This is a genomic window from Streptomyces sp. NPDC093097 (assembly GCF_044754325.1).
Taxonomy (GTDB): Bacteria; Actinomycetota; Actinomycetes; order Streptomycetales; family Streptomycetaceae; genus Streptomyces.
Window position 1 is genome coordinate 55,173 of sequence record NZ_JBIVOW010000031.1, and the last position, 21,724, is coordinate 76,896.

General features: G+C 73.9%; 21 protein-coding genes. 5 read left to right on the plus strand and 16 right to left on the minus strand.

All coding sequences use genetic code 11. The annotated features are described in order from the left end of the window. Positions 1–113 precede the first annotated feature (113 nt). The 4 genes from ACIQE0_RS35325 to ACIQE0_RS35340 all read right to left on the minus strand — a co-directional run bounded on the left by ACIQE0_RS35325 (position 114) and on the right by ACIQE0_RS35340 (position 4,966). A complete protein-coding gene (locus ACIQE0_RS35325) occupies positions 114–1,691 on the minus strand; it encodes a N,N-dimethylformamidase beta subunit family domain-containing protein (RefSeq protein WP_402339619.1) in 1,578 nt (525 codons plus the stop codon). A gap of 184 nt (positions 1,692–1,875) precedes the next feature. After that, positions 1,876–2,973: a pyridoxal-phosphate dependent enzyme gene (locus ACIQE0_RS35330; RefSeq protein WP_402339621.1), complete on the minus strand. Its 1,098-nt coding sequence runs from the start codon at positions 2,971–2,973 to the stop codon at positions 1,876–1,878. Then, entirely contained in the window at positions 2,970–3,431 is a 462-nt protein-coding gene (locus ACIQE0_RS35335) for a GNAT family N-acetyltransferase (protein ID WP_366339622.1), read from the minus strand. The genes ACIQE0_RS35330 and ACIQE0_RS35335 overlap by 4 nt, the downstream gene beginning before the upstream one ends. Before the next feature lie 68 nt (positions 3,432–3,499). After that, positions 3,500–4,966: a PLP-dependent aminotransferase family protein gene (locus tag ACIQE0_RS35340; protein WP_402339626.1), complete on the minus strand. Its 1,467-nt coding sequence runs from the start codon at positions 4,964–4,966 to the stop codon at positions 3,500–3,502. Between ACIQE0_RS35340 and ACIQE0_RS35345 the strand changes: the two genes are divergently transcribed. Next, positions 4,965–5,918: a DMT family transporter gene (locus tag ACIQE0_RS35345; RefSeq protein WP_402339629.1), complete on the plus strand. Its 954-nt coding sequence runs from the start codon at positions 4,965–4,967 to the stop codon at positions 5,916–5,918. The genes ACIQE0_RS35340 and ACIQE0_RS35345 overlap by 2 nt on opposite strands. A 179-nt stretch (positions 5,919–6,097) precedes the next feature. Continuing rightward, entirely contained in the window at positions 6,098–6,307 is a 210-nt protein-coding gene (locus ACIQE0_RS35350; protein WP_366339616.1) for a DUF1918 domain-containing protein, read from the plus strand. A 47-nt stretch (positions 6,308–6,354) separates the two neighbouring features. On the opposite strand, the gene ACIQE0_RS35355 is transcribed toward ACIQE0_RS35350, so the two are convergent. Next, entirely contained in the window at positions 6,355–7,575 is a 1,221-nt protein-coding gene (locus ACIQE0_RS35355; RefSeq protein WP_402339633.1) for a glycoside hydrolase family 10 protein, read from the minus strand. A gap of 159 nt (positions 7,576–7,734) precedes the next feature. Here ACIQE0_RS35355 and ACIQE0_RS35360 point away from each other — a divergent pair, with 159 nt between their 5' ends. After that, complete coding sequence (locus ACIQE0_RS35360) at positions 7,735–8,604, plus strand: 3-hydroxybutyryl-CoA dehydrogenase (RefSeq protein WP_366339613.1); 870 nt, start codon at positions 7,735–7,737, stop codon at positions 8,602–8,604. Positions 8,605–9,015: 411 nt separating this feature from the next. Next, the gene (locus ACIQE0_RS35365; RefSeq protein WP_366339611.1) at positions 9,016–9,273 is read left to right on the plus strand and encodes a hypothetical protein; all 258 of its coding nucleotides are present in this window, start codon (positions 9,016–9,018) and stop codon (positions 9,271–9,273) included. Positions 9,274–9,284: 11 nt separating this feature from the next. On the opposite strand, the gene ACIQE0_RS35370 is transcribed toward ACIQE0_RS35365, so the two are convergent. From ACIQE0_RS35370 to infC, 9 genes are all read right to left on the minus strand, one after another. Beyond that, the gene (locus tag ACIQE0_RS35370; RefSeq protein WP_366339609.1) at positions 9,285–9,815 is read right to left on the minus strand and encodes an NUDIX hydrolase; all 531 of its coding nucleotides are present in this window, start codon (positions 9,813–9,815) and stop codon (positions 9,285–9,287) included. Positions 9,816–9,863: 48 nt separating this feature from the next. Beyond that, a complete protein-coding gene (locus ACIQE0_RS35375) occupies positions 9,864–11,201 on the minus strand; it encodes a transcriptional regulator (RefSeq protein WP_366339607.1) in 1,338 nt (445 codons plus the stop codon). 162 nt (positions 11,202–11,363) lie between these two features. After that, the gene (gene pheT, locus ACIQE0_RS35380; RefSeq protein ID WP_366339605.1) at positions 11,364–13,889 is read right to left on the minus strand and encodes a phenylalanine--tRNA ligase subunit beta; all 2,526 of its coding nucleotides are present in this window, start codon (positions 13,887–13,889) and stop codon (positions 11,364–11,366) included. Continuing rightward, positions 13,889–15,013, minus strand: coding sequence for a phenylalanine--tRNA ligase subunit alpha (gene pheS, locus ACIQE0_RS35385; protein WP_402339638.1), 1,125 nt, complete (start codon positions 15,011–15,013; stop codon positions 13,889–13,891). The genes pheT and pheS overlap by 1 nt, the downstream gene beginning before the upstream one ends. A gap of 177 nt (positions 15,014–15,190) precedes the next feature. Then, a complete protein-coding gene (locus tag ACIQE0_RS35390) occupies positions 15,191–16,315 on the minus strand; it encodes a PAS domain-containing sensor histidine kinase (protein WP_366339601.1) in 1,125 nt (374 codons plus the stop codon). A gap of 74 nt (positions 16,316–16,389) precedes the next feature. Continuing rightward, the gene (locus tag ACIQE0_RS35395) at positions 16,390–17,253 is read right to left on the minus strand and encodes an RNA methyltransferase (RefSeq protein ID WP_366339599.1); all 864 of its coding nucleotides are present in this window, start codon (positions 17,251–17,253) and stop codon (positions 16,390–16,392) included. A 177-nt stretch (positions 17,254–17,430) separates the two neighbouring features. Beyond that, positions 17,431–17,817, minus strand: a complete 387-nt coding sequence (rplT, locus tag ACIQE0_RS35400; protein ID WP_366339597.1) for a 50S ribosomal protein L20 — start codon at positions 17,815–17,817, stop codon at positions 17,431–17,433. Between the two features lie 106 nt (positions 17,818–17,923). After that, positions 17,924–18,118, minus strand: coding sequence for a 50S ribosomal protein L35 (gene rpmI, locus ACIQE0_RS35405; RefSeq protein ID WP_016576627.1), 195 nt, complete (start codon positions 18,116–18,118; stop codon positions 17,924–17,926). Positions 18,119–18,241: 123 nt separating this feature from the next. Then, on the minus strand, positions 18,242–18,949 hold the full coding sequence (gene infC, locus ACIQE0_RS35410) for a translation initiation factor IF-3 (RefSeq protein ID WP_402339643.1): 708 nt from the start codon (positions 18,947–18,949) through the stop codon (positions 18,242–18,244). A 441-nt stretch (positions 18,950–19,390) separates the two neighbouring features. On the opposite strand from infC, the gene ACIQE0_RS35415 reads away from it, so the two are divergent. Continuing rightward, positions 19,391–19,780 (plus strand): DUF1844 domain-containing protein, encoded by a 390-nt coding sequence (locus tag ACIQE0_RS35415; RefSeq protein ID WP_402339646.1) that lies wholly within the window; start codon positions 19,391–19,393, stop codon positions 19,778–19,780. Positions 19,781–19,880: 100 nt separating this feature from the next. On the opposite strand, the gene ACIQE0_RS35420 is transcribed toward ACIQE0_RS35415, so the two are convergent. Continuing rightward, positions 19,881–20,645, minus strand: a complete 765-nt coding sequence (locus ACIQE0_RS35420) for an aquaporin (RefSeq protein ID WP_366340385.1) — start codon at positions 20,643–20,645, stop codon at positions 19,881–19,883. Between the two features lie 136 nt (positions 20,646–20,781). Then, on the minus strand, positions 20,782–21,513 hold the full coding sequence (locus ACIQE0_RS35425; protein WP_402339649.1) for an SseB family protein: 732 nt from the start codon (positions 21,511–21,513) through the stop codon (positions 20,782–20,784). Positions 21,514–21,724 lie beyond the last annotated feature (211 nt).

The window sequence follows — 21,724 nt, forward strand, 5'->3', positions numbered from 1 at the left end:
TGGCGGGTCTATGCATCGGGGCCGCTTGCGACCGGGTTCCCCGGACGGCCCGGGCCCGCGCCGTCGGGACGCGGGGGTGCGGACCACCGCCTCGGCATGCGCCGCCGCCCGGCTCATCCCCCGTACACCCGGCGGGCGTTCGGCTCCGGGGCCGGGTGGTGGCGGGCCGCCGGGCCCGCGGCGAAGGCGCGCAGCAGGTTCTCCGTGGTGCGGGTGACGAACGCGCCGGTGCGGCGGTCCAGGCCGTGGTTGCGGCCGTTGTCGCGGGTGCCGGCCATGAGCGCCTCGACCCAGCGCATGGTGCCGGTGGCGAAGACCCCGGCGCCGCCGGGGACGGTGTAGTAGGCGGAGTCGGCGTGGCTGGCGCGGCCCCGGCAGACCAGCGGGGAGTGCGCGACGATCTCCAGGGCGGCGGGGGTGGGCGCCTCCGGCGTGACCCGGTCGTACTCCACCCCCACCAGGTGCGGGAAGGCGTCGCCGGACCTGACCCCGGTGCCCTCGAAGAGCCAGTGGCCGGCGCCGTGGACGACGTAGGGCGCGTCCGTCGGATAGCCCTCGTAGAGGACGCCGGTGAGGGACGACTCGGGGTCGGCGGCGGGCGGGGCGCGGAAGTCGTGGGTGGGCGCCTCGTGCCGGGCGGCGAACCGGGGGTCCTCGCGGTAGGCGGTCTTGTAGCAGGTCACGGTGGGCAGCGCGCCGTCCGGGCCGGCGTCGAGGCGGACCCGGCGGAAGCAGGCGTTGGCGCCGAGGAAGGCGAGGTTGGCACCGGCGTCGCGGGCCCGGGTGACGTGCTCGCGCTGCTGCGGCGTCCAGTACTCGTCGTGGCCGAGGGAGAGCACGGCGGTGGCGCCGCGCAGCGCGGCGGCGTCGCGGTGGACGTCCACCGAGGTGGTGTAGGCCAGCGGCAGGCCGAGGCGTTCGGCGAGCACCACCAGGGCGCGCTCGTAGACCAGGAACTTCTCGGCGCCGGTGGCGTCGTAGGGGCGGTCGAAGCCGACCGCGAGCGACCGGGTGGCGTAGGAGCCGTCCCGCCCCTTGTAGAGGCTGTGGCCGCCCCAGGCGTTGTATGCCTGCCAGGTCGTCACCGCGTGCATCAGGACGGTGCGGCCGGCGGCGATGGGCGAGCGGACCACCAGCGGGACGTAGCGCTGGTGGCCGTGGTCGGCATCCAGGCGCAGCAGGTAGGCGCCGGGCGGCCAGCCGTCGGTGCGCACGGCGGTGGTGCGCGGCCAACCGGCCCGTACGGTACGGGTCTTGGGCAGCAGGTGCGGGGCGGGGGCGCGGCGCCCGGTGAGCCGGTCCGAGCGCCACACCAGGCGGGCCTGGGCGCCGCCGTACCAGCCGACCCGGTAGGCGGAGACCCGGAAGCCGGGCGCGGTGGTCGAGACGTGCAGGCCGAACTCCTCGCCGGGCAGCACGCTGACGCGGTCGGGGTAGCCCTCGATCGCGTCCGGCGGGCCGGTGGCGCGCAGCCGCCAGTCGGGGCTGCCGGGGCGGTCGCGCTCGGCGGCGAGCGGGTCCGCCGGGCGCCGGCCGCGCGGGCTGCCGCCGATCACGTCGCAGCCGGTCAGGCCGGTGGCGAGCGCCGCGATCCCGGTGGCCGCGCCGAGGAAGTGCCGCCGGTCCAGGCCGGCCCGCCGGTGGTCCCCGGCGCCGCTCTCCCCCGCGTCGTGCGCCGCGCCGTCCGCCATCGGCCCGCTCCCGTCCGTGCGTTGCTGCTCGCGCCCGGCGGCCCGGGGCCCCGGCCGCGGTGCCGCGGACCGGGGCGGGCGCCGGTCGGGACTCCGTCCCAGGACGATCCTGCGCCGCGCGGCGCGGCCCGACGACCGCAGCGGGCCGAACGCGGGTATCCCCCGCCTGTCCGGGAGCGGCGCCTCACCCCTCCGGGTGCGGCCAGGTCCACTCCCCGGTGCGCGCGAACCGCTCCAGCCGGGCCTCGTACGGCGCCGGGTCCAACCCCTTGCCGGCCAGCCAGCCCGCGTCGAGGTGGGTGGCGCGGTACGGCTCCGCGCCGTCCCCGGCGAGGAGGACCACGCTGCCGGGGACGCCGTCGGCGCGCAGCCGTGCGGCGAGGTGGCAGGCCGCCCACAGCGCGGTGCCGGTGGCCGGGCCGCAGGCGAGGCCGGCGGTCCGGTGCAGCCAGCGCATCGCGGCGACCGAGGCGGCGTCCGGGACCGGGACGACCAGGTCGATCAGATCGGGCCGGAAGCCCGGTTCGGTGCGGGGGCGGCCGATGCCGGGGATGCGGGACGGCATCCCGGTCGCGTAGGCGTCGCAGCCGCTCGCCCAGGCCGGGAAGTAGGCGGAGTGCTCCGGGTCGGCGACGGCCAGCCGGGTCGGCAGGCGGTGCGCGCGCAGATGGTGGCCGAGCGAGGCCGAGGTGGCGCCGGTGCCGGCACCGGTCACCAGCCACCGCGGCACCGGGTGGCGGGCGTCCCGCAGCCCGTCGAGGAGTTCGGCGGCCAGGCCCGGCATCGGGCCCGGCCCGTCCGGTGGGCGGCGGGCCGCGGCGAAGTGGTCGAGGAAGTGGCCGCCGGTCCGCTCGGCCAGGTCCCGGGCCTCGTCCAGCACGGCCGCGGGCGGCAGTTGCCCGGTGGCGCACCGGCCGCCGTGCGCCGCGATCCGGTCCCGGACGGCGTCCGGTGCGGTCCGCGGCAGCACGGCGGTGAACGGCAGCCCCAGCAGCCGGGCGTGGTACGCCCCGGCCACCGCCGCGGCGCCGCCGCTGCCCATCACCACCGGCATCCCCTCGCCCAGCGCGCCGTCCTCGACGGCGGCGCGGAACAGCTCCCGCAGCAGCCGGTGCTTGATGCCCCCGGTGGGCTGCGCCGACTCGTCCTTGACGTGCAGGTCGAGGTCCGGGAGGGCGGGCAGGCGCAGCGTCCGCAGTGGGGTCGGCACGGCGTCGGCGGCCAGGCGGGCCAGCGCCCGCGCCGCCCAACGGCCGGGCGCCGGTGCGGGGTTGTCCGTCATGCGGTCTCCGGGGCGAGCGGGCCGGGATCGAGCAGCCCCAGCGTCATCCACTGCTCGGGCGAGGTCAGCGGCCGGAAGCCGACCTTCTCGTAGACGCCGTGCGCGTCCTTGGTCGCCAGGGTGATCCGGGCCAGTCCGTGCGGCGCCAGCTGCGCGGCGACGGCCTCCACCAGCGCGGTGCCCAGGCCCTTGCCGCGGTCGTCGCGGCAGACGTAGACGTCGCAGAGCCAGGCGAAGGTGACATAGTCGGTGACGACCCGGGCGTAGGCGGCCTGGCGGCCCGAACCGGCCTCGTACAGGCCGAAGTTGAGCGAGCCCGCCAGGGCCCGGTCGTGGTGTTCGCGGGTGCGGCCGAGGGCCCAGTAGGAGTCGGTGGCGAGCCAGTGGTGGACCAGCTGTGCGTCGATCCGGTCGGGGTCGGTGGAGATCTCGTAGCCGTCGAGGGCGCGCGCGTTCATGCCGGGAGACTGGCAGAAGGGGCGGCCGGAGTCGAACGGGTACCCGGATCCGGTCCGGCCGCGCCGCCTCAGTCCACCGGTACGCCCCGTTCGTCGCAGGCGGTGCGCAGCCGGCGGATCCCTTCGTCCAGTTCGCCGGTGCCGGCCGCGGAGGCGAAGCTCAGCCGCAGGTGGGCGGCGGGCGGTTCGGCGGGGAAGTAGGGGCGGCCGGCCGCCACCGCGACGCCCGCGCGCAGTGCCGCACCGGCCAGCGCGGCCTCGTCGGTGCCGTTCGGCAGCCGCAGCCAGACATGGCCGCCGCCGCGGACCGGACGGCTGCCGGGCCCCGAGGCGACCAGCCCCGGCAGCTCGCGCTCCAGGGCGGTCCGCAGCGCCTGCCGGCGGTCCCTCAACTCCCCGGCCATCAGCCGGAGATGACGGGCCCAGGCGGGCGAGCCGACGAGCTCCAGCGCGGCTTCCTGGAGCGGGCCCGGGACGAAGAAGCTGTCGACGACCTGGATGGCGCGCAGCCGGTCGAGCACCGGGCCGCGGGCGGCCAGCGCGCCCACCCGCAGACTGGGCGAGGTGACCTTGGTCAGCGAGCGGACGTGCACGACGGTGCCGTCCGGATCGTCGGCGAGCAGGGTCGGCGGCAGCGCGGGCGCATCCGCGTGGCCCAGCAGCCGGGCGAAGTCGTCCTCGACCACGAACGCGCCGGCGGCCCGCGCGATCCGCAGCACCTCCCGGCGGCGCTCGGCGGCCAGCACCGCGCCGGAGGGGTTCTGGAACAGCGGCTGGCAGACGAACAACCGGGCGCCGCTGGCCCGGAAGGCGTCGGCGAGCAGATCGGTGCGCACGCCGTCGGCGTCCACCGGCACCGGGACCGGGCGGAGGCCGGAGGCCCGGGCGACGGCCATCATGCCGGGATAGGTGGGCGACTCGACCAGGACCGGGGCGCCGGGCGGGGCGAGCGCGCGCAGCGCGGCGGTCAGCGCGTTCTGACCGCCCGCGGTGATCAGGACGTCGCTGGCGGCGAGCGGGCCGCCGGGACCGCCGATCTCCCGCGCGAACCAGGCCCGCAGCTCCGGCACCCCGTCGAGCGGCGGCCGGCCCCAGGCCCCGGGCCGCCGCCCGGCCCGCGCCAGCGCGGCGGCCAGGGCGCGTTCGGGCTGGACGGAGGGGTGCAGATAGCCGCCGTTGAGCTCGATGACGCCCGGCGCCGGGGCGGCGAGGGTGGCCAGCACACCGGAGGCGTCGACGCTGCGCGGCACCTGGTCGCCGGCCGGTTCGGCGCTCAGCGCGATCTCCTGCCAGGAGGTGTCGACCGGGCGCGGTGCCGCACGGCGCGGCTCGGCGCGGAACGCCCCGGCGCCGGGACGGGTGACGACCAGCCCCTCGGCGACGAGCTCGGCCAGCGCCCGGGAGACCGTCACCGGACTGACCCGATGGCGCTCCACCAGGGCCCGACTCGACGGCAGCTTCTCGCCCGGAGAGTAGCGCTTCAGCTCCCCTCGCAGGATCACGGCCAGTTCGGCGCCACTGCTACGCTCATTCATGAGAGCACACGATAGCGCTACCGCCTCGACGCCGATAGCGATCACCGCCCCGTCCCCCGCCGCCGCGCCCCTCCCGGCGCCCCCGGCCCACACCTTCGGCGCCGGCGCCCTGCTCGCCCTCCTCGGCGTCGCCGCCTTCTCGCTGACGTTCCCCGCGACCGCCTGGGCGCTGGAGGGGATGGGCCCCTGGACGGTCGTGATGCTGCGCAGCGTGCTGGCGGCGGCGCTGGCCGGCGGCTGCCTGGCGGCCTGCCGGGTCCGGCTGCCCGCACGCCGCCAGTGGGCCGGCATCGCGGTGGTCGCGGCCGGCGTCGTGCTGGGCTTCCCGCTGCTGACCACGCTCGCCCTGCGGACCTCCACCACCTCGCACGCCGCCGTGGTCGTCGGACTGCTGCCGCTGACCACCGCCGCGTACTCGGCGGTCCGCACCGGGTCCCGCCCCTCCCGGACCTTCTGGCTCGCGGCCCTGGTCGGCGCCGCGGCGGTCATCGCCTTCGCGGTGCAGCAGAGCGGCGGCGCACCGAGCACCGGCGACCTGTACCTCTTCGCGGCGCTGGTGCTGTGCGCGGCCGGCTACGGCGAGGGCGGGCGGCTGGCCCGCCGGATGCCGGGCTGGCAGGTGATCGGCTGGGCGCTGGTGCTGTCCCTGCCGGTGACCGCGCCGGGCGCCGTACTCGCGCTGAACGCCGAGCCGGCACCGCAGCTGACAGGCCACGCGGTCGCCGGACTGCTGTGGCTGACGGCCGGCTCGACGTTCCTGGGGATGGTCGTCTGGTACCGCGGGATGGCCGCCATCGGCATCTCCCGGGCCAGCCAGCTCCAGCTCGCCCAGCCGCTGCTGACCCTGGTGTGGTCGGTGGTGCTGCTCGGCGAGCGGCTGCCGCCGGCCGCGCCCCTCACCGCGCTGGCGGTGCTGGCCTGCATCGTCGTCACCCAGCGGGCCCGGAGCTGACCGCCGGCCGCCCGCCTTCACCGGGTGCGCCCCGGCGCCCCGGACATAAACTGGCGGCGACGGCAGGTGGTGCCGTCCGGGCCGCTCGCGGGCCCGCAATCCGTTGGCCGCACAACCGCCCGGCCGTCGTGCGCGTCGGCCGCCCCGGTCGGCGGCCGCCCGAAGCGGGAGGAGCCCAGATGCACGCGAAGACGGGCGACCGGCTGCTGGTGCACGGCAGGACCGTCGGCCACGGCGACCACATCGTCGAGATCGTGGAAGTACTCGGGACCAACGGCGAACCGCCCTTCCGCATCCGCGCCGAGGACGGTCACGAGACGATCATGTGGCCCGGCCCGGACTGCGTCGTCCAGCACCCCAAGTCCACCGAACCCCACACCATTCGCTAGCGGACGGCGCGGCGGTGGCGGGCCGTCCGCCACCGCCGCGGCGGCGCTCACCGCCGGGCCGCACCGCCGTAGTGGTCCTCGACGACCCGGGCCAGTGCGCCGAGCGGATCCTTCGCCACGTCCTTGGCCGAGAAGTAGACGTGCCCGCCGACCTCCGGATGGCGGCGGGCGAAGGCGAGGTGCTCGGAGAGCTCGGCCGGGTCCTGCCAGGCGTCCGGCTGCGCGTCCCGGCCCGCCTTGTAGAGCGCCTCGCCGATGTGCAGCTCCACCTCGGTGCCCGCCACGGTCCGGGCCCACCACGGCACCAGTTCCGCGTAGTCGGCGGCGGCGAACCCCAGCGGCCAGTACACCTGCGGCACGATCGCGTCGATCCAGCCCTCCCGCACCCAGCGCCGGGTGTCGGCGTAGAGGTCGTCGTAGGCCTGGACGCCGGCCTCGGTGCGGGAGCCGCGCGGATCGGTGCTGCTGTTGCGCCAGACCCCGAAGGGGCTGATGCCGAAGGGCACCCGGTGGCCGCTCCCGGCGATCCCCTCCCGCATCTCCCGGATCAGCCGGTCGATGTTGTCCCGCCGCCAGTCGCCGCGCCCCGCGAAGTCCCCGCCGTATCTCTCGAAGGCCGCGTCGTCGTGGAACGCCTGGCCGGCGACCGGATACGGGTAGAAGTAGTCGTCGAAGTGCACCCCGTCGAGGGGGTAGCGGCGGACCGCGTCCAGCATCGCGTCCTGGACGAAGCGGCGGACCTCGGGCAGCCCGGGGTTGTAGTAGAGCTTGCCGCCGTAGCGGACGACCCAGTCCGGGTGCCGGCGGGCGGGGTGACCGGCGGCCAGCCGGGCGGGGTCGGTGTGGTTGGCCACCCGGTACGGGTTGAACCACGCGTGCAGCGCCAGGTCGCGCCGATGGGCCTCCCGGACCACGAAGTCCAGTGGGTCCCACCCCGGGTCCCGGCCCTGCACCCCGGTCAGGTACTGCGCCCAGGGCTCGTACCGCGACGGCCACAGCGCGTCCGCGGTCGGCCGGGCCTGGAAGAACACCGTGTTCAGCCGCCGCTCGACGGCCGTGTCCAGGAGGTCGGCCAGCTCCCGCTGCTGGGTCGCCCGGTCCAGGCCGGGCCGGGACGGCCAGTCCAGGTTGGCCACCGTCGCCAGCCACATCCCGCGCATCGAGCGCCGGGCCGGGGCGCCGTGGCCCACGCCGGCACCCGCGCCCAGCAGCCAGGAAGCCGCCCCCAGCGTCGCCGTGGCGAACCCGCGGCGTGTGATACCTCGCATGAAAAGCCCCCATCTCGTCCGATTCGTCCCATCTGGCAGGCTCAGAATGCCCGCCCCGGCGGCCTCCTCCCAGCACCTCGCGGAGTAACGTCGGGGTCGAGGCGGGCGTCGGACCCTTACGGCGTACCGCCGGTCCTGTAGATCAGCGAAAGGCACGAGGTGACGGACTCATTCGCCGACATTGCACGCGTCGGAGTGGTCGGCTGCGGCCAGATGGGCGCCGGCATCGCCGAGGTGTGCGCCCGCGCCGGGCTGGACGTCAAGGTCGCGGAGACCACCGGCGAGGCACTGGAACTGGGGCGCACCCGCCTGACCAACTCGCTCGGCAAGGCCGCCGAACGCGGCAAGATCACGGTGGCCGAGCGCGATGCGACGCTCGGTCGGCTCAGCTTCACCACCGACCTCGGTGAGTTCGCCGACCGCGACCTCGTCATCGAGGCCGTGGTCGAGAACGAGCAGGTCAAGACGGAGATCTTCCAGGTGCTCGACCAGGTCGTGGTCCGCCCGGACGCGATCTTGGCCTCCAACACCTCGTCCATCCCGCTGGTGAAGCTGGCGGTGGCGACCTCCCGCGCCGACCACGTCATCGGCATCCACTTCTTCAACCCGGCACCGGTGCAGAAGCTCGTCGAGCTGATCCCCGCCCTCACCACCGCCGAGGAGACCCTCAAGCGCGCCGAGGCGCTGGTCCAGAACGTGCTCGGCAAGCACGCCATCCGCGCCCAGGACCGCTCGGGCTTCGTGGTGAACGCCCTGCTCATCCCCTACCTCCTCTCCGCGATCCGGATGTTCGAGTCGGGCATGGCCAGCCGCGAGGACATCGACAACGGCATGGAGATGGGCTGCGCCCACCCGATGGGCCCGCTCAAGCTCTCCGACCTGATCGGCCTGGACACCGTCGCGTCCGTCGCCGCCTCCATGTACGACGAGTACAAGGAGCCCCTCTACGCCGCTCCCCCGCTGCTCCAGCGGATGGTCGACGCGGGCCGTCTGGGGCGCAAGAGCGGGTCGGGCTTCTACTCGTACTGAGCGGCCGGCTCCCCGGCCCGGCGCCGGTTCGCGGGCGGGAGGTGCGTGGTCCGGCCGCCCGGACGGCGAGAGGGGGGCCTCCGTCCGGGCGGGGACACCAGGGCCGTCCGCCCGCCGCTCGGGGGATGGTTCGGCGGGCGGACCCGGCCGGCGGGCGCCCGACCGCCGGCAACGACCCCGTAGTGACGAGTGAACTCCCTTCCGGGCCTTGATAACAGTGTGTGAATGCGCCAACTCCGGGCGCCCGCTTCGCACCCCGTGCGAAACGCTCACCGAGCGTCACTTCGCACGGGGTGTGAAACGCTGACCCGTATCTCCCCGCCTCACACGCTCCCGCCTTTCCTCCCAGCGCAGTTGACTGGTTCAGGTGTCCACCCGACCGTCACCAGGAGAAGGAAAGAGGAGCGGAACGTGACCGCCCACCGGGACCCCGATCCGATCACCGCCGATGTCGCGGAGCTGCGGCGCCTACTCGACGTACGCGCCGCCACCGTCGACGGCCAGCTCAGGCTGCAGGCCCAGCGCTGCGAGCAGAACACCCGCGAAGCGGACGAACTCCAGGCCCGCGTCACGCGGTTGGAGAGCCGCCGCTGGCCGCTGGCCTCACTGGCCGCGCTCACCGGGCTCGCGACCGTGGCGGTCGCCGTCTGGCAGGCCACCGGGCGCTGAGGCGGCCGGCCTCAGCCGAGCCGGATGTGGTGGAGCATCAGCAGCGCCGCGGCCATGTTCGCGGCCGGCACCTCCCCCCTCGCCACCATGTCGGGCACCAGCTTGAGATCGACCCACTCCCGCCGGTCCGACTCGAAGTCGTCCTGCGGGGCGCCGAGATACTCGGCCTCGTCGGACCAGTAGATGTGGTGCCGCGCGTCGGTGAGGCCGTTGGACGGCTCCACCGAGAGGAGGTGCTGGAGGGGTCCGGGTCGCCACCCGGTCTCCTCCTCCATCTCCCGCGCGGCCGCGCCGACCGGGTCCTCCCCGTCCTCCACCACACCGGCGGCCAGCTCCCAGCCCCAGCTGTCGGTGATGAACCGGTGCCGCCACAGCAGCAGCACCTCATTGGCCTCGTTGACCGCGGTGGCCACCGCGACCGGCCGCATCCGGATCAGGAAGTGATCCAGATGACGGCCGTCGGGGAGCTCCACATCGGCCAGGTTGACCCGGAACCAGGGATTCGCGTAGACCGGCTTTTCGCTGAGGTTGTTCCAACGCACGTAACTGCCACCTTCCGCTTGAGGGCCGGCAAGGTGACACGAGCCCGGTCACAGCGGAACGCGCAGCACCTCGTCGATGAGATCGGCAGCCTCGTCCGTCGCGGAGCTCCCGGTCTCCGCCAGATGCTCGCGCACGGCCCGCAGCCGGTCCCGCAGGCGCTGCGACTCCATGCCCCGAGCCTGCTCCGTCATCTCCGCGGCGTTGGCCACGGCCCGGTCCGCGTCCCCTTGGCGCAGCTCGATATGAGTGAGCATGGCCAGCCGGTGAACCCGGCCGCGGTCGTGTGCGGGGGTGTCCACGGCGGCGTCCGCCTGCTCCCGGGCGGACCGCAGGTCCCCCAGGCTGAGCAGCGCCTCCGCGACCTGTACGTTCACCAGGCCCGGCTGCACATAGCCCGTCTCGGCGGGCTCCATCCCGGGGCGGATCCGGTCCGCCGCCGTCTCGGCCCGCCGGATGCAGTCCAGTGCGCCGGCACCGTCGCCCAGCCGTGCGTACGCCTTGGCCTGCATCGCATGGAGGTCGGCCGAGAGCGCCGGGGTGAGCTGTCCGCCCGCGGCGCGCAGTGCCGCCTCCGCGAAGGCGACCGCCTGGCGGTATTCCCGTACGAAGAGGGACTGGTTGACCAACAGCGCGATGATGTACGCGCCGAGCCCGCGGTCCCCGCTGGCCTTCGCCAGCCGCAGCGCCTGATGGAAGTAGCGCTGGGCCAGTCCGAGAGCATCCGAGTCGTACGCGCAGATGCCCGCGACGGCCACCAACCCACCGGTGGCCCGGTGCAGTTGACGCCCCGTCGCATCGCTGTAGCTGCCCCGCAGCAGCGGCGCCGCCTCGGTGTTGAGGAATCCGACGATGCGTGCTCTGGTAGCGATACCACCCGCCTTCCGGTACATCTGCTCGTAGTGGGTCCGCGCGGCCCGCAGCATCTCGATGTCGGCCATCCCGACCCGGGTCAGCCCGTCGCGCGAGACGTCGAAGTCCTCCGGCGGGTTCTCCCACTCCCACACCGGGATGATCGCCGAGGTGCCGGTGAGCGCGGGCGCCGCGACCACGTGCGGCCGCTGCTGCTCGTCGGACCGCCACAGCGCGGTGGCCCGCTCCACGAACCCCGACAGCGGGGTGTCCGCACTCCGGCGCGCCCCCGGTCCGCTGAGCCCGATGTCGTCCAGGCTCACCGGCCGGCGCAGCCGCTCGCCGAGGACCTCGCAGATCAGGTCCGGCACCTGGCCGCGCGGGCGCTGCCCCTTGAGCCAGCGCGCCACGGCGGTGTGCTCGTAGCGCAGCGCGAGCCCGCGCCGCCGCCCGAGTTCGTTGATCCGTGCCGCGAGCCCGGCGTGCGAGATGCCGGCCTCGTCCACGATCGCGTCGAGCAGCGTGTTGGGCTCCATGCCTCGCCCCCAGGGACGTAGCGACTCCGTAAGTCCAGCGTAATCAGGGGGAGTTCACACGGGGTGTGCAGCGGCCGCGAGCGGGGCGCGGATGGCCGGAAACGGACGGGCCCCCGTCCACGAGACGTGGACGGGGGCCCGCTCCTGGCTCTGAAGCCGGGGTCAGCCGCGCAGGGCCGCACCCACCCGCTCGACCGCGACGGCGACGGCCGCGTCCCGGGCCGCCGTGGCCTCGTCGGCCGTCAGCGTCCGGTCGGACGCCCGGAACCGCAGCGCGTAGGCCAGCGACTTCTTGCCCTCGCCCACCTGCTCACCGGTGAAGACGTCGAACAGCCGCACCGACTCCAGCAGTTCGCCGGCGCCGGCCCGGAGCGCGGCCTCGACGTCCGCCGCCGCCACCGACGCGTCGACGATCAGCGCGACGTCCTGCGTGGCGACCGGGAACGTGGAGATCCGCGGCGCCTGACGCGCACCGGCCGCGGCCTTCTCCAGACCGTCCAGGTCGATCTCCATCGCGCTGGTGCGCTCCGGCAGACCGAGGGCCTTGACGACCCGCGGGTGCAGCTCCCCGGCGTGGCCGAGGAGCAGCTCCGCACCGTCGGCCACCGCGAGCAGCGCCGCGCACCGGCCGGGGTGCCAGGGGGCACGCTGGTCCTGACGGACGATCAGCTCGACGCCCGCCTCACGGGCGACGGCCCGACCCGCCTCGACGGCGTCCGCCCAGCCGGACGGGCAACCCGAGCCCCACCAGCCGGCCTGCTCGCGCGCACCGGCCAGCACCACCGCGGCGCCGCGCGGCTGCTGCGGCAGCGAGGCGTCCAGCGAGGCGATCTCGTCGTCGGTCGGCCGGCGGTCGACCACCAGACGACGGGCCGGCTGCTCCTGACCGGTCGCCCGGAAGACCGGACCGGTCTCGAAGAGCGCCAGATCGTGGTTGCCCCGCCCGAAGTTGCGGCGCAGCGCGGCCAGCAGCCCGGGGATCAGGGTGGTGCGCAGGTCCGGCTCCTCGTCGGAGAGCGGGTTCACCAGGGTGACCGCGTCCCGCCGGGGGTCGTCCGCCTCGATGCCGAGCTGGTCGAGCACGGCCGAGCCGGTGAACGGGTAGTTCAGCGTCTCGACGTACCCGGCGCCGGCCAGCGCCCGGCCGACCCGGCGGTGCAGCCGCTGACGCTCGGTCAGCCCGCGGCCGGCCGGCGGCAGCGGCAGCGTGGAGGGCAGGTTCTCGTAGCCCTCCAGCCGGATGACCTCCTCGGCCAGGTCGTTGGGGTCGCCGAGGTCGGGGCGCCAGGACGGCACCGTGACGACCAGCTCGTCCTGCCCGTAGACATCGCAGCCCACCTGGTGGAGCCGGCGGACGACGGTCTCCCGGCCGTAGGTGACGCCGGCGACCTTGTCCGGGTGGTCGGCCGGGATGGTGATCGTCCGCGGACCGCGCGGCGAGACGATCTCGGTGACGCCCTCCTCGGCGGTGCCGCCGGCGAGCAGCACCAGCAGGTCCACGGTGCGCTGCGCCGCCGCGGACGCCGCCTCCGGGTCCACCCCGCGCTCGAAGCGCTTGGCGGCCTCCGAGGACAGCCGGTGCCGGCGGGCGGTGCGGGCGATGGAGATCGCGTCGAAGTGCGCGGCCTCGATCACCACATCGGTGGTGCCGTGCAACCGCCCGGTCTCCGGGTCGACGGCCGGCGCCGCGATCTCGGTGTTGGCGCCGCCCATCACACCGGCCAGCCCGATGGGGCCGCGGTTGTCGGTGATGACCAGGTCCTCGCCGTCCAGCACCCGCTTGGTGCCGTCCAGCGTCTCCAGCTCCTCGCCGGGGGTGGCGCGGCGGACGCCGATCGGGCCCTGGACGCTCGCCCGGTCGTAGGCGTGCAGCGGCTGGCCCAGCTCCAGCATCACGTAGTTGGTGATGTCCACGGCGAGCGAGACCGGCCGCATCCCGGCCTTCTGCAGGCGGCGCTGCATCCAGATCGGGGTGCGGGCCTCCGGCTCCAGACCGGTGACGGTGCGCGTGGTGAAGCGGTCGCAGCCGATCGGGTCGGCGACCTGGACCGGATAGCCGCCGGTGTTCGGCGGCGGCACGTCCAGCAGCGCCGGGTCGCGCAGCGGCAGCCCGAAGGCGATGGCCGCCTCGCGGGCCACGCCGCGCAGCGACAGGCAGTAGCCGCGGTCCGGGGTGACGGCGATGTCCAGCACCTCGTCGCGGAGCTCCAGCAGCTCGATCGCGTCGGTGCCCACCTCGGTCGTCGGCGGCAGCACGATGATGCCGCCCGAGCCGTCGTCGCCCATGCCCAGCTCGTCGCCGGAGCAGATCATGCCGTGCGACTTCTTGCCGTAGGTCTTACGGGCGGCGATCTTGAAGTCACCGGGCAGCACGGCGCCGGGGAGGACGACCACGACCTTGTCGCCGACGGCGAAGTTCCGCGCACCGCAGACGATCTCCTGCGGCTCGCCGGTGCCGTTGGCCTGGCCGACGTCCACCGTGCAGAAGCGGATCGGCTTCTTGAAGCCCTCCAGCTCCTCGATGGTCAGCACCTGGCCGACGACCAGCGGGCCGCTCAGACCCTCGCCGAGCTGCTCGACGGTCTCGACCTCCAGGCCGACGCCGATGAGCTTCTCCTGTACGTCGCGGCCGGTCGTCGTCGCCGGCAGGTCGACGTATTCCCGCAGCCAAGAAAGCGGGACCCGCATCAGATCTCCATCCCGAACGGCCGGGTGAACCGGACGTCGCCCTCGAACATGTCGCGCATGTCTTCCACGTTGTGCCGGAACATCAGCATCCGGTCGATTCCGAACCCGAAGGCGAAGCCGCTGTACTTCTCAGGGTCCACACCGCAGGCGACCAGCACCTTGGGGTTGACCATGCCGCAGCCGCCGAGCTCGATCCAGCCCTCGCTGGAGCAGGTCCGGCACGGCCGGTCGGGGTTGCCCACGGAGGCGCCCCGGCAGACGTAGCAGACCATGTCCATCTCGGCGGACGGCTCGGTGAACGGGAAGTAGTTGGGCCGCAGCCGGGTCTTCATGTCCGGACCGAACAGCGCCTGGACCATGTGGTCCAGGGTGCCCTTGAGGTCCGCCATGGTCAGGCCCTCGTCGACGGCGAGCAGCTCGATCTGGTGGAAGACCGGCGAGTGCGTGGCGTCCAGCTCGTCGGTGCGGTAGACCCGCCCCGGGCAGACGACGTAGACCGGCGGCTCGCGGTCGACCAGCGTGCGGGCCTGCACCGGCGAGGTGTGGGTGCGCAGCACCACGCCCGACTCATCGCCCTCGGTGCCGTTGCCCTGCACGAAGAAGGTGTCCTGCATCTGGCGCGCGGGGTGGTCCGGCACGAAGTTCAGCGCGTCGAAGTTGAACCACTCGGCCTCGACCTCGGGGCCCTCGGCGACCTCGTAGCCCATCGCCACGAAGACGTCCGCGACCCGCTCCATGAAGGTGCTCAGCGGGTGCCGGGCGCCGGCCGGGATCCGGTCGTAGGGCAGCGTGACGTCCACTGCCTCCTCGACCAGGACGCGCGCGTCGCGCTCCGCCTCCAGCTCTTCCTGGCGAGCCTTGAGCGCCTGGTTGACGCGGCCGCGGGCCTGGCCGACGCGCTTGCCGGCGTCCGCCTTGGCGTGCGGCGGAAGGGCGCCGATCTCGCGGTTGGCCAGGGCTAGCGGCGAGGTGCCACCGGCATGCGCGATCTTCGCCTGGGCGAGCGCGTCAAGGTCACCCGCGGCGGCGATGGCGGCCAGCGCCTCGTCGACCCGTCGGGCGATCTCTTCCGGTTTCAGGGCTTCGACCTCGACAGGGTCGTACGACTTATTGGGTGCGGACATCTCTTCCCGTGCTTCCGGTGGTGTGGCTTGGCGCGGCTCGCTTCGCCTCGGCTCTGCGCCCGCGTGTCCGCGATGCCTGTGCGCCAAAGGTGCCAAAGGTCAAGTCTAAGGGGCCCGTCCCCCCGGGCCCGTCGTCGGCCCTCGCGGGCCGCTCGCGGGGCGCCCGCCGCGGGAGGCTCAGGCCAGGAAGGCCGGCGCCGCGACGGGCAGGCTAAATCGGAACTGGGCGCCGCCGGCCGGGGCCCGGCCGACCGTGATCGCACCGCCGTGCGCCTCGACGATGCCCTTGACGATATAGAGGCCGAGCCCGGTGCCACCGCGCTTGCTGCCCCGCCAGAAGCGGGTGAAGACGCGGCTCATCGACTCCTCGGGGATGCCGGGGCCCTCGTCGCTCACGGTGACGCTCGTCCCCTCTCCCCCGCCGGCGTCCTTCGCCGGTCCCACCTCGATGGTGACCGTTCCCTCGCCGTGGCGCACCGCGTTTTCCAGGAGGTTGCCCAGCACCTGGTCCACCTTGTCCGGATCCGCCCACAGGTCCGGCAGCGGCTCCCGCATCCGGATCAGGAAGCGGTCCGGCCGCTGGCCCGCGGTGGTCTGCGCCTGTACGTGCCGGCGCACCGCGGCGATCATGTCCACCCGCTGCCGGCGCACCTCCAGCCGCCCGGAGTCGATCCGGGAGATGTCCAGCAGCTCGGCGATGAGCCGGGTGACGCGGTTGGCGTCGGCGTCCACCGTCTCCAGCATCAGCCGCTTCTGGTCGTCGGTGAACCGCTCCCACTTCTGCAGGAGCGTGGCGGTGAAGCCCTTGACGGAGGTGAGCGGCGAGCGCAGCTCGTGGGCGACGGTGGCGATCAGCTCGGCATGGCTCAGCTCGGTGCGCCGCCGGGCCTCGGTGCCGCGCAGCGCGATCACCAGCCGGCGCACCGGCCCGGTGGGGACGCTGCGGACGTAGCGGGCCGAGACCAGCACCTCGCGGCCGCCCAGCAGCAGGTTCCGCTCCGGCTGGCCACGGCGGATCGCGAGCCCGCCGTACGGGTCGGTCAGCTGCCACCAGCGGCGGCCCTCGATGTCCTGGAGGGGCAGCGTGTCCCCGAACGGGCGGCCGAGCGCGTCCGACGGGTCGATCCCGGTGATCCGTGCGGCGGCGGCGTTGAAGCAGATCACCCGGCCGTGCTCGTCGGCGACGACCAGACCGTCGGGGAGGTCGTCGGGAGCCAGCCCGAGGAGGTCGCTGCCCGCCCCGGAAGCCGGTGGCCCGCCGTGGGCAGCGGCGGCCGCACTGGCCGAAGTCCTCGCCGTCATCGCCGTGTTACCCCCTTCCGGGCCGGAGCTGGTCACACTACTAGCTCGGCCCGGCCCCACCGTCGGGATCGCGTCTACGCCCCTCCGGCGGGTGACGTCGCACGAGCACCGCCGGCCGCGCGCTGGGCACGCGCTGAGGCATAGAGACAGACCGCCGCCGCGGTCGCGAGGTTGAGGCTCTCCGCCTTCCCGTGGATCGGCACCCGCACCACGGCGTCGGCCAGCGCCCGGGTCTCCTCGGGCAGCCCCCACGCCTCGTTGCCGAAGACCCAGGCGGTCGGCCCGCCCATCGCACCGGCGTCCAACTCCGCGTCCAGATCACGGTCGCCGGCCCCGTCGGCGGCCAGGATCCGCACCCCGACGCCCTGCAACCCGGACACCACCTGCTCGACCGGTACGCCCACCGCCACCGGCAGGTGGAACAGCGAACCCACCGACGCCCGCACCGACTTGGGGTTGTAGAGGTCCACCGAGGCGTCGGTCAGCACCACCGCGTCGGCACCCGCGGCGTCCGCGCAGCGCAGCACCGTGCCGGCGTTCCCGGGGTCGCGCACGTTGGCCAGCACCGCGACCAGCCGCGGCCGGGCGGCGAGGATCTCCTCGAACGGCGAGTCCAGGAACCGGCAGACACCCACCAGCCCCTGCGGGGTGACGGTCTGGGAGACGTCCGCGACGGTCCGGTCGTCGGCGAAGTGCACCGGCACCCCGGCCGCGCGGGCCGACTCGATGATCTCGGCGTGCCGCTCGGCGGCCTCGACGGTGGCGAACAGCTCGATGAGGGTGGACGCGCCGTCGGTGCGGTGCGCGACGGCCTCGCGGACGGCCTGCGGGCCCTCGGCGATGAACCGGCGTTCCTTGCCCCGGAAATGGCGCCGGGCCAGCCGCCGGGCGGCGGCGACGCGCGGGGAACGCGGGGAGATCAGCTCGGGGGTGCCCATGGGCGGCGGCTCGCTTCTTTCGTTCGGTGCGGGGCCCGGTGCGGACGAAGGGTCTCCTGCTCGTACGGCGTCGAGGCTCGGGAGAGGTCCGGAAACGCGGCGGACCCGCAGGCCGGGGCCCGCGGGTCCGCACATCGCGACGTCGCTTCGGACGTCACAGCGCTGTCAGGCCGGGATTCAGGCAGCAGCCTTCGGGGCGTTGACGTCGCTCGGCAGCGCCTTCTGCGCAACCTCGACCAGCGCGGCGAACGCGTTGCCGTCGTTCACGGCCAGGTCGGCGAGGATCTTGCGGTCCACCTCGATGTTGGCGGCCTTCAGACCCTGGATGAAGCGGTTGTAGGTCATGCCGTTGGCGCGGGCAGCGGCGTTGATGCGCTGGATCCACAGCTGACGGAAGTCGCCCTTGCGCTTCTTGCGGTCGTTGTAGTTGTAGACGAAGGAGTGGGTGACCTGCTCCTTGGCCTTGCGGTACAGGCGGGAGCGCTGACCGCGGTAGCCGCTGGCCTGCTCCAGGATCGCCCGGCGCTTCTTGTGAGCGTTGACTGCCCGCTTGACGCGTGCCACTTGTTAACTCCTTGTAGCGGGGCCGTGGTTGTTCGTCACACGACCCGAATCGACTGATGTCCCGGTCAGTTCGGTGCGCCCCGCCCGTGTGGCGGAGCGCCCCGGCTCACTTGCCGAGAAGCTTCTTGATCTTCGCGGCGTCGCCCGGGGCCATCTCGGCGTTGCCGGTGAGGCGACGCGTCACGCGGGACGACTTGTGCTCGAGCAGGTGGCGCTTGCCGGCGCGCTCACGCAGCACCTTGCCGGAGCCGGTGACCTTGAAGCGCTTGCTGGCACCGCTGTGCGTCTTGTTCTTCGGCATGCGCCGTTCTCTCCTCGTCAGTGGCGCTCCCACCGGCACAGGCCGGTTTACGGGAGCGTCATATGTGTCGGTTGTTCCGGGGCGGGTGCCCCGGCCTGAATCCGGGGCAGCTCACCCTCGAGGTCACGCCTCGGCGCGCTCCTCAGCGGGTGCCTCAGCGGGTGCCTCGGCGGGCTCCGCGGGAGCCCCGCCCTGGCGCTCCGCCTTACGGGCGGCCTGCGCCTCGCGGGCCTCGGCCATCGCCTCGGTCTTCTTCTTGTGCGGACCGAGGACCATGATCATGTTCCGGCCGTCCTGCTTCGGGTTCGACTCGATGAAGCCGAGGTCCTGGACGTCCTCCGCGAGCCGCTGGAGCAGTCGGAAGCCCAGCTCGGGCCGGGACTGCTCGCGACCACGGAACATGATCGTGATCTTGACCTTGTCACCCTGCTTGAGGAACCGGACGACGTGACCCTTCTTGGTGTCATAGTCGTGCGGGTCGATCTTCGGCCGGAGCTTCATCTCCTTGATGACCGTGTGCGCCTGGTTCTTGCGCGCCTCACGGGCCTTCATGGCCGACTCGTACTTGAACTTTCCGTAGTCCATGAGCTTGCAGACCGGCGGACGGGCGTTCGCCGCCACCTCGACCAGGTCGAGGTCGTACTCCTGCGCAAGCTCCAGGGCCTTGGCAAGCGGCACAATGCCGACCTGCTCGCCACTGGGACCGACGAGTCGCACCTCGGGGACGCGAATCCGGTCGTTGATGCGGGGCTCGGCGCTGATGGATCCTCCTCGGTAGCACCACGCGACGGCCTGGCGGACTGCCGCGTAACGTCTGTTCGGTGTGACCAACCGCGCCGGCACACAAAAGGCGCCCCGGACGGAACACAGGCGGGGCTCCATAAGATCAGGAGCACCGTCGCGAAATCTCCGCGGGGCGCAGCCAGACCATTGACCCGCCAACCTGAGATCGGTCGGGTGGGAGAACGGAGCCTCCACTTGTGGGCCGGTCACCTACGTGTCCGGCCGGTCGGAACACCAGAATACACGAGTCAAGAGGGCGGCCCCACTCCCTGCACCCGGTCCCACAGCGGCCCGGCGGCCCCCGCAGGACCCGAAACGCTCCCCCGCGCGAGGCCGCCGGACGGGGCCCCGGGGCGGGTCGTCGAAGCCGGTCGTCGAACTCTCGTCGTCTGCCCGGAGGATGGGCCGGACGACGACCGGCGGACGGGAGTCCGGCGGCAGGGCCTAGGCTGGAGGCGACCCCTCCAGCAGGAAGTGAAACCCCAGCACATGAGCGAGCAGACCACCCAGCAGCCGGCCGCCCCGGAGACCGCCGGCCAGGCACGGCCCGACTTCGACTCGATGACCCGGGACATCGCGGAGGTGCCGGCGGTCGAGGTGATCACCACGGTCGCGGTGCACCTGATGAGCTCGGCGGCGGTCAACCTCGGTCTCGCCGAGGACGGCGCGGACCACAAGGACCTGGACGAGGCGCGCAAGCTCATCCAGGCGCTGGCCGGGCTGGTCACCGCCAGCGCCACCGAGATCGGCTCCTACCACGCGGCGCCGCTGCGGGACGGCCTGAAGTCGCTCCAGCTGGCCTTCCGCGAGGCGTCGGTGGTACCGGACGAGCCGGGCCAGGGCCCCGGGGAGAAGTACACCGGGCCGGTCTACGGCTAGCCGGCACCCCGCGCGGGACACCGCGACATCGACGGGCCCCGGCCGGATGCGATCCGGCCGGGGCCCGTCGATGTCGCGGGGCCGCGTCCCCGCTCCGGACTCAGACGCGGTCGCCGGGGGCAGGCTCGTCCGGCGCCGCGGCCCCGCCGGCGGCCCGGCCGTGGGTCCCGACGTGCTCCTCCTGCGGGTGGGTGACCTGGTGCACCACGGCCGCCAGTGCGCCGCCGATCAGGGGCGCGAGGATGAACAGCCACACCTGGGTGATGGCCGCGCCGCCCGCGAAGATCGCCGGTCCCAGGGCCCGCGCCGGGTTCACCGAGGTGCCGTCCAGCGGGATGCCGAGGAGGTGGACGGTGCCCAGGGCGATACCGACCGCCAGGCCGGCGAAGCCCGTCAGCGCCGTGTTGTGGGTGACCCCCAGGAACACGAAGACGAAGAAGAAGGTCATGACGATCTCGGCGACGAACGCGCCGCCGAGGTTGATGTGCACCGCCGACCGGTCGCCCCAGCCGTTCGTGCCGAACGCCCCGTGCGTCTGCAACCCCGGCACCTGCTTGGCGACCAGGAAGAGCAGGGCGGCGCCGACGATGCCGCCGAGGATCTGGGCGACCCAGTACTCGACGGCGGTGCGTACGGTGATGCGCTTGGCCAGGAGGGAGCCGAGCGTCACCGCGGGGTTGATGTGGCAGCCCGAGATCGGGCCGAGGGCGTAGGCAAGTGCCAGCATGACGAATCCGAAGGCCAGGGCGATGCCGAAGGTGCCGATGTATTCGCCGGCCAGCACTGCCGCGCCGACGGCGAAGAACACCAGGAGCAACGTGCCGAGGAATTCGGATACAACCGGGCGGGTCTCCGTGGTCTCCATGGGCTCTCCTCGCGTGGATCTTGAGCTCTCCTCGCATTGTGCGGCCCGAAGGACGAAGCCGCCCGTTGGAAGCGGGCGGCCCACGGCCCCGTGAACGTGGTCGCCGGCGCACCCCGGCGACCCGGATCCCGGCGGATCAGCGCTGGTAGAGAGGCTCCCCGGGGGCGGCGGCACCGGGCGGGAGGAGCGCCAGGTCCAGACCGCGGACCAGACGGGCCCGGAGGGTCTCGTCACCGGCGAGCGCCTGGGCGAGCCGCTGGGCGGCCTCGGCCGGGACGGCGCCCGGTTCGAGGCCGAGGGCGAGGGTCCCGTCGGTCTCCGCGGAGGGCATCAGGTGCGCGACGCGGACCGCCGGCTCGGCGGCGAGGAGGGCGCGCAGCGCCTCGGCGACGGCCGGGTCGGCGAGCGGGTCGGCGGTGGTCCGGCCCTCGGCGAGGGCGCGCAGTGCGGCGCCGGTCAGCTGGTAGGTGACCGGGCCGGCCATGTCGATCACGACGGTGTCGGCCTGCTCGTGGGAGGCGGCCAGCAGCGCCTGCCGGAGCGGCACCGCGACCGGGCGGGCGTCCGGCCGCCAGCGCTGGAGGGTCTCCATGGACGTGAAGGCCGGCAGCGCACGGCGGCCGTCCGGGGCGGTGAGGGTGGGCACCGCCATATCGCTGGTCTTCTCCCGGCGGAGGCCGTCCGGACCGGTCTCGACCTCGCCGAGCACCGCCACGACCGGTACGAGGAGGCGGGCGTCCACAAGGGCGGAGAGCAGCTGGGGTTCGGTGCCGGGGTCCGTCGCATACGCCGCGAGCGCCGCGGCGAGAGCGGGATCAGCGGAACCGTCGTCGTCGGAGAAGCCCGGATCGGGGATGTTCTTCTGCACGTCGCGAGCGTATCTGCGCGCACGGGGCCCATTAGGCCCACCCCCACCCACCGAAATCCCACCCACAACGGGAGGGGACGGGTCTGTGGGGCTGGGGGTGTGTCCGGACGTAAAGCGCAGCAGTCCGGACACACCCCCAGCCCCACAGACCCCGCCCCCCCGCCCACAACCCCCCCCCCGCGGGGCAACCCCACGCGCCGCCGGCGCGCAA

What these genes read in the sequence shown, in the direction of transcription:
- ACIQE0_RS35420 (WP_366340385.1), bottom strand. Translation starts at nt 20,645, where the DNA reads ATGGAGACCACGGAGACCCGCCCGGTTGTATCCGAATTCCTCGGCACG.
- ACIQE0_RS35340 (WP_402339626.1), bottom strand. Translation starts at nt 4,966, where the DNA reads ATGAATGAGCGTAGCAGTGGCGCCGAACTGGCCGTGATCCTGCGAGGG.
- pheS (WP_402339638.1), bottom strand. Translation starts at nt 15,013, where the DNA reads ATGTCCGCACCCAATAAGTCGTACGACCCTGTCGAGGTCGAAGCCCTG.
- rpmI (WP_016576627.1), bottom strand. Translation starts at nt 18,118, where the DNA reads ATGCCGAAGAACAAGACGCACAGCGGTGCCAGCAAGCGCTTCAAGGTC.
- ACIQE0_RS35395 (WP_366339599.1), bottom strand. Translation starts at nt 17,253, where the DNA reads ATGGGCACCCCCGAGCTGATCTCCCCGCGTTCCCCGCGCGTCGCCGCC.
- ACIQE0_RS35335 (WP_366339622.1), bottom strand. Translation starts at nt 3,431, where the DNA reads ATGAACGCGCGCGCCCTCGACGGCTACGAGATCTCCACCGACCCCGAC.
- ACIQE0_RS35375 (WP_366339607.1), bottom strand. Translation starts at nt 11,201, where the DNA reads ATGGAGCCCAACACGCTGCTCGACGCGATCGTGGACGAGGCCGGCATC.
- pheT (WP_366339605.1), bottom strand. Translation starts at nt 13,889, where the DNA reads ATGCGGGTCCCGCTTTCTTGGCTGCGGGAATACGTCGACCTGCCGGCG.
- ACIQE0_RS35415 (WP_402339646.1), top strand. Translation starts at nt 19,391, where the DNA reads ATGAGCGAGCAGACCACCCAGCAGCCGGCCGCCCCGGAGACCGCCGGC.
- ACIQE0_RS35350 (WP_366339616.1), top strand. Translation starts at nt 6,098, where the DNA reads ATGCACGCGAAGACGGGCGACCGGCTGCTGGTGCACGGCAGGACCGTC.
- ACIQE0_RS35325 (WP_402339619.1), bottom strand. Translation starts at nt 1,691, where the DNA reads ATGGCGGACGGCGCGGCGCACGACGCGGGGGAGAGCGGCGCCGGGGAC.
- ACIQE0_RS35345 (WP_402339629.1), top strand. Translation starts at nt 4,965, where the DNA reads ATGAGAGCACACGATAGCGCTACCGCCTCGACGCCGATAGCGATCACC.
- ACIQE0_RS35330 (WP_402339621.1), bottom strand. Translation starts at nt 2,973, where the DNA reads ATGACGGACAACCCCGCACCGGCGCCCGGCCGTTGGGCGGCGCGGGCG.
- ACIQE0_RS35390 (WP_366339601.1), bottom strand. Translation starts at nt 16,315, where the DNA reads ATGACGGCGAGGACTTCGGCCAGTGCGGCCGCCGCTGCCCACGGCGGG.
- ACIQE0_RS35355 (WP_402339633.1), bottom strand. Translation starts at nt 7,575, where the DNA reads ATGCGAGGTATCACACGCCGCGGGTTCGCCACGGCGACGCTGGGGGCG.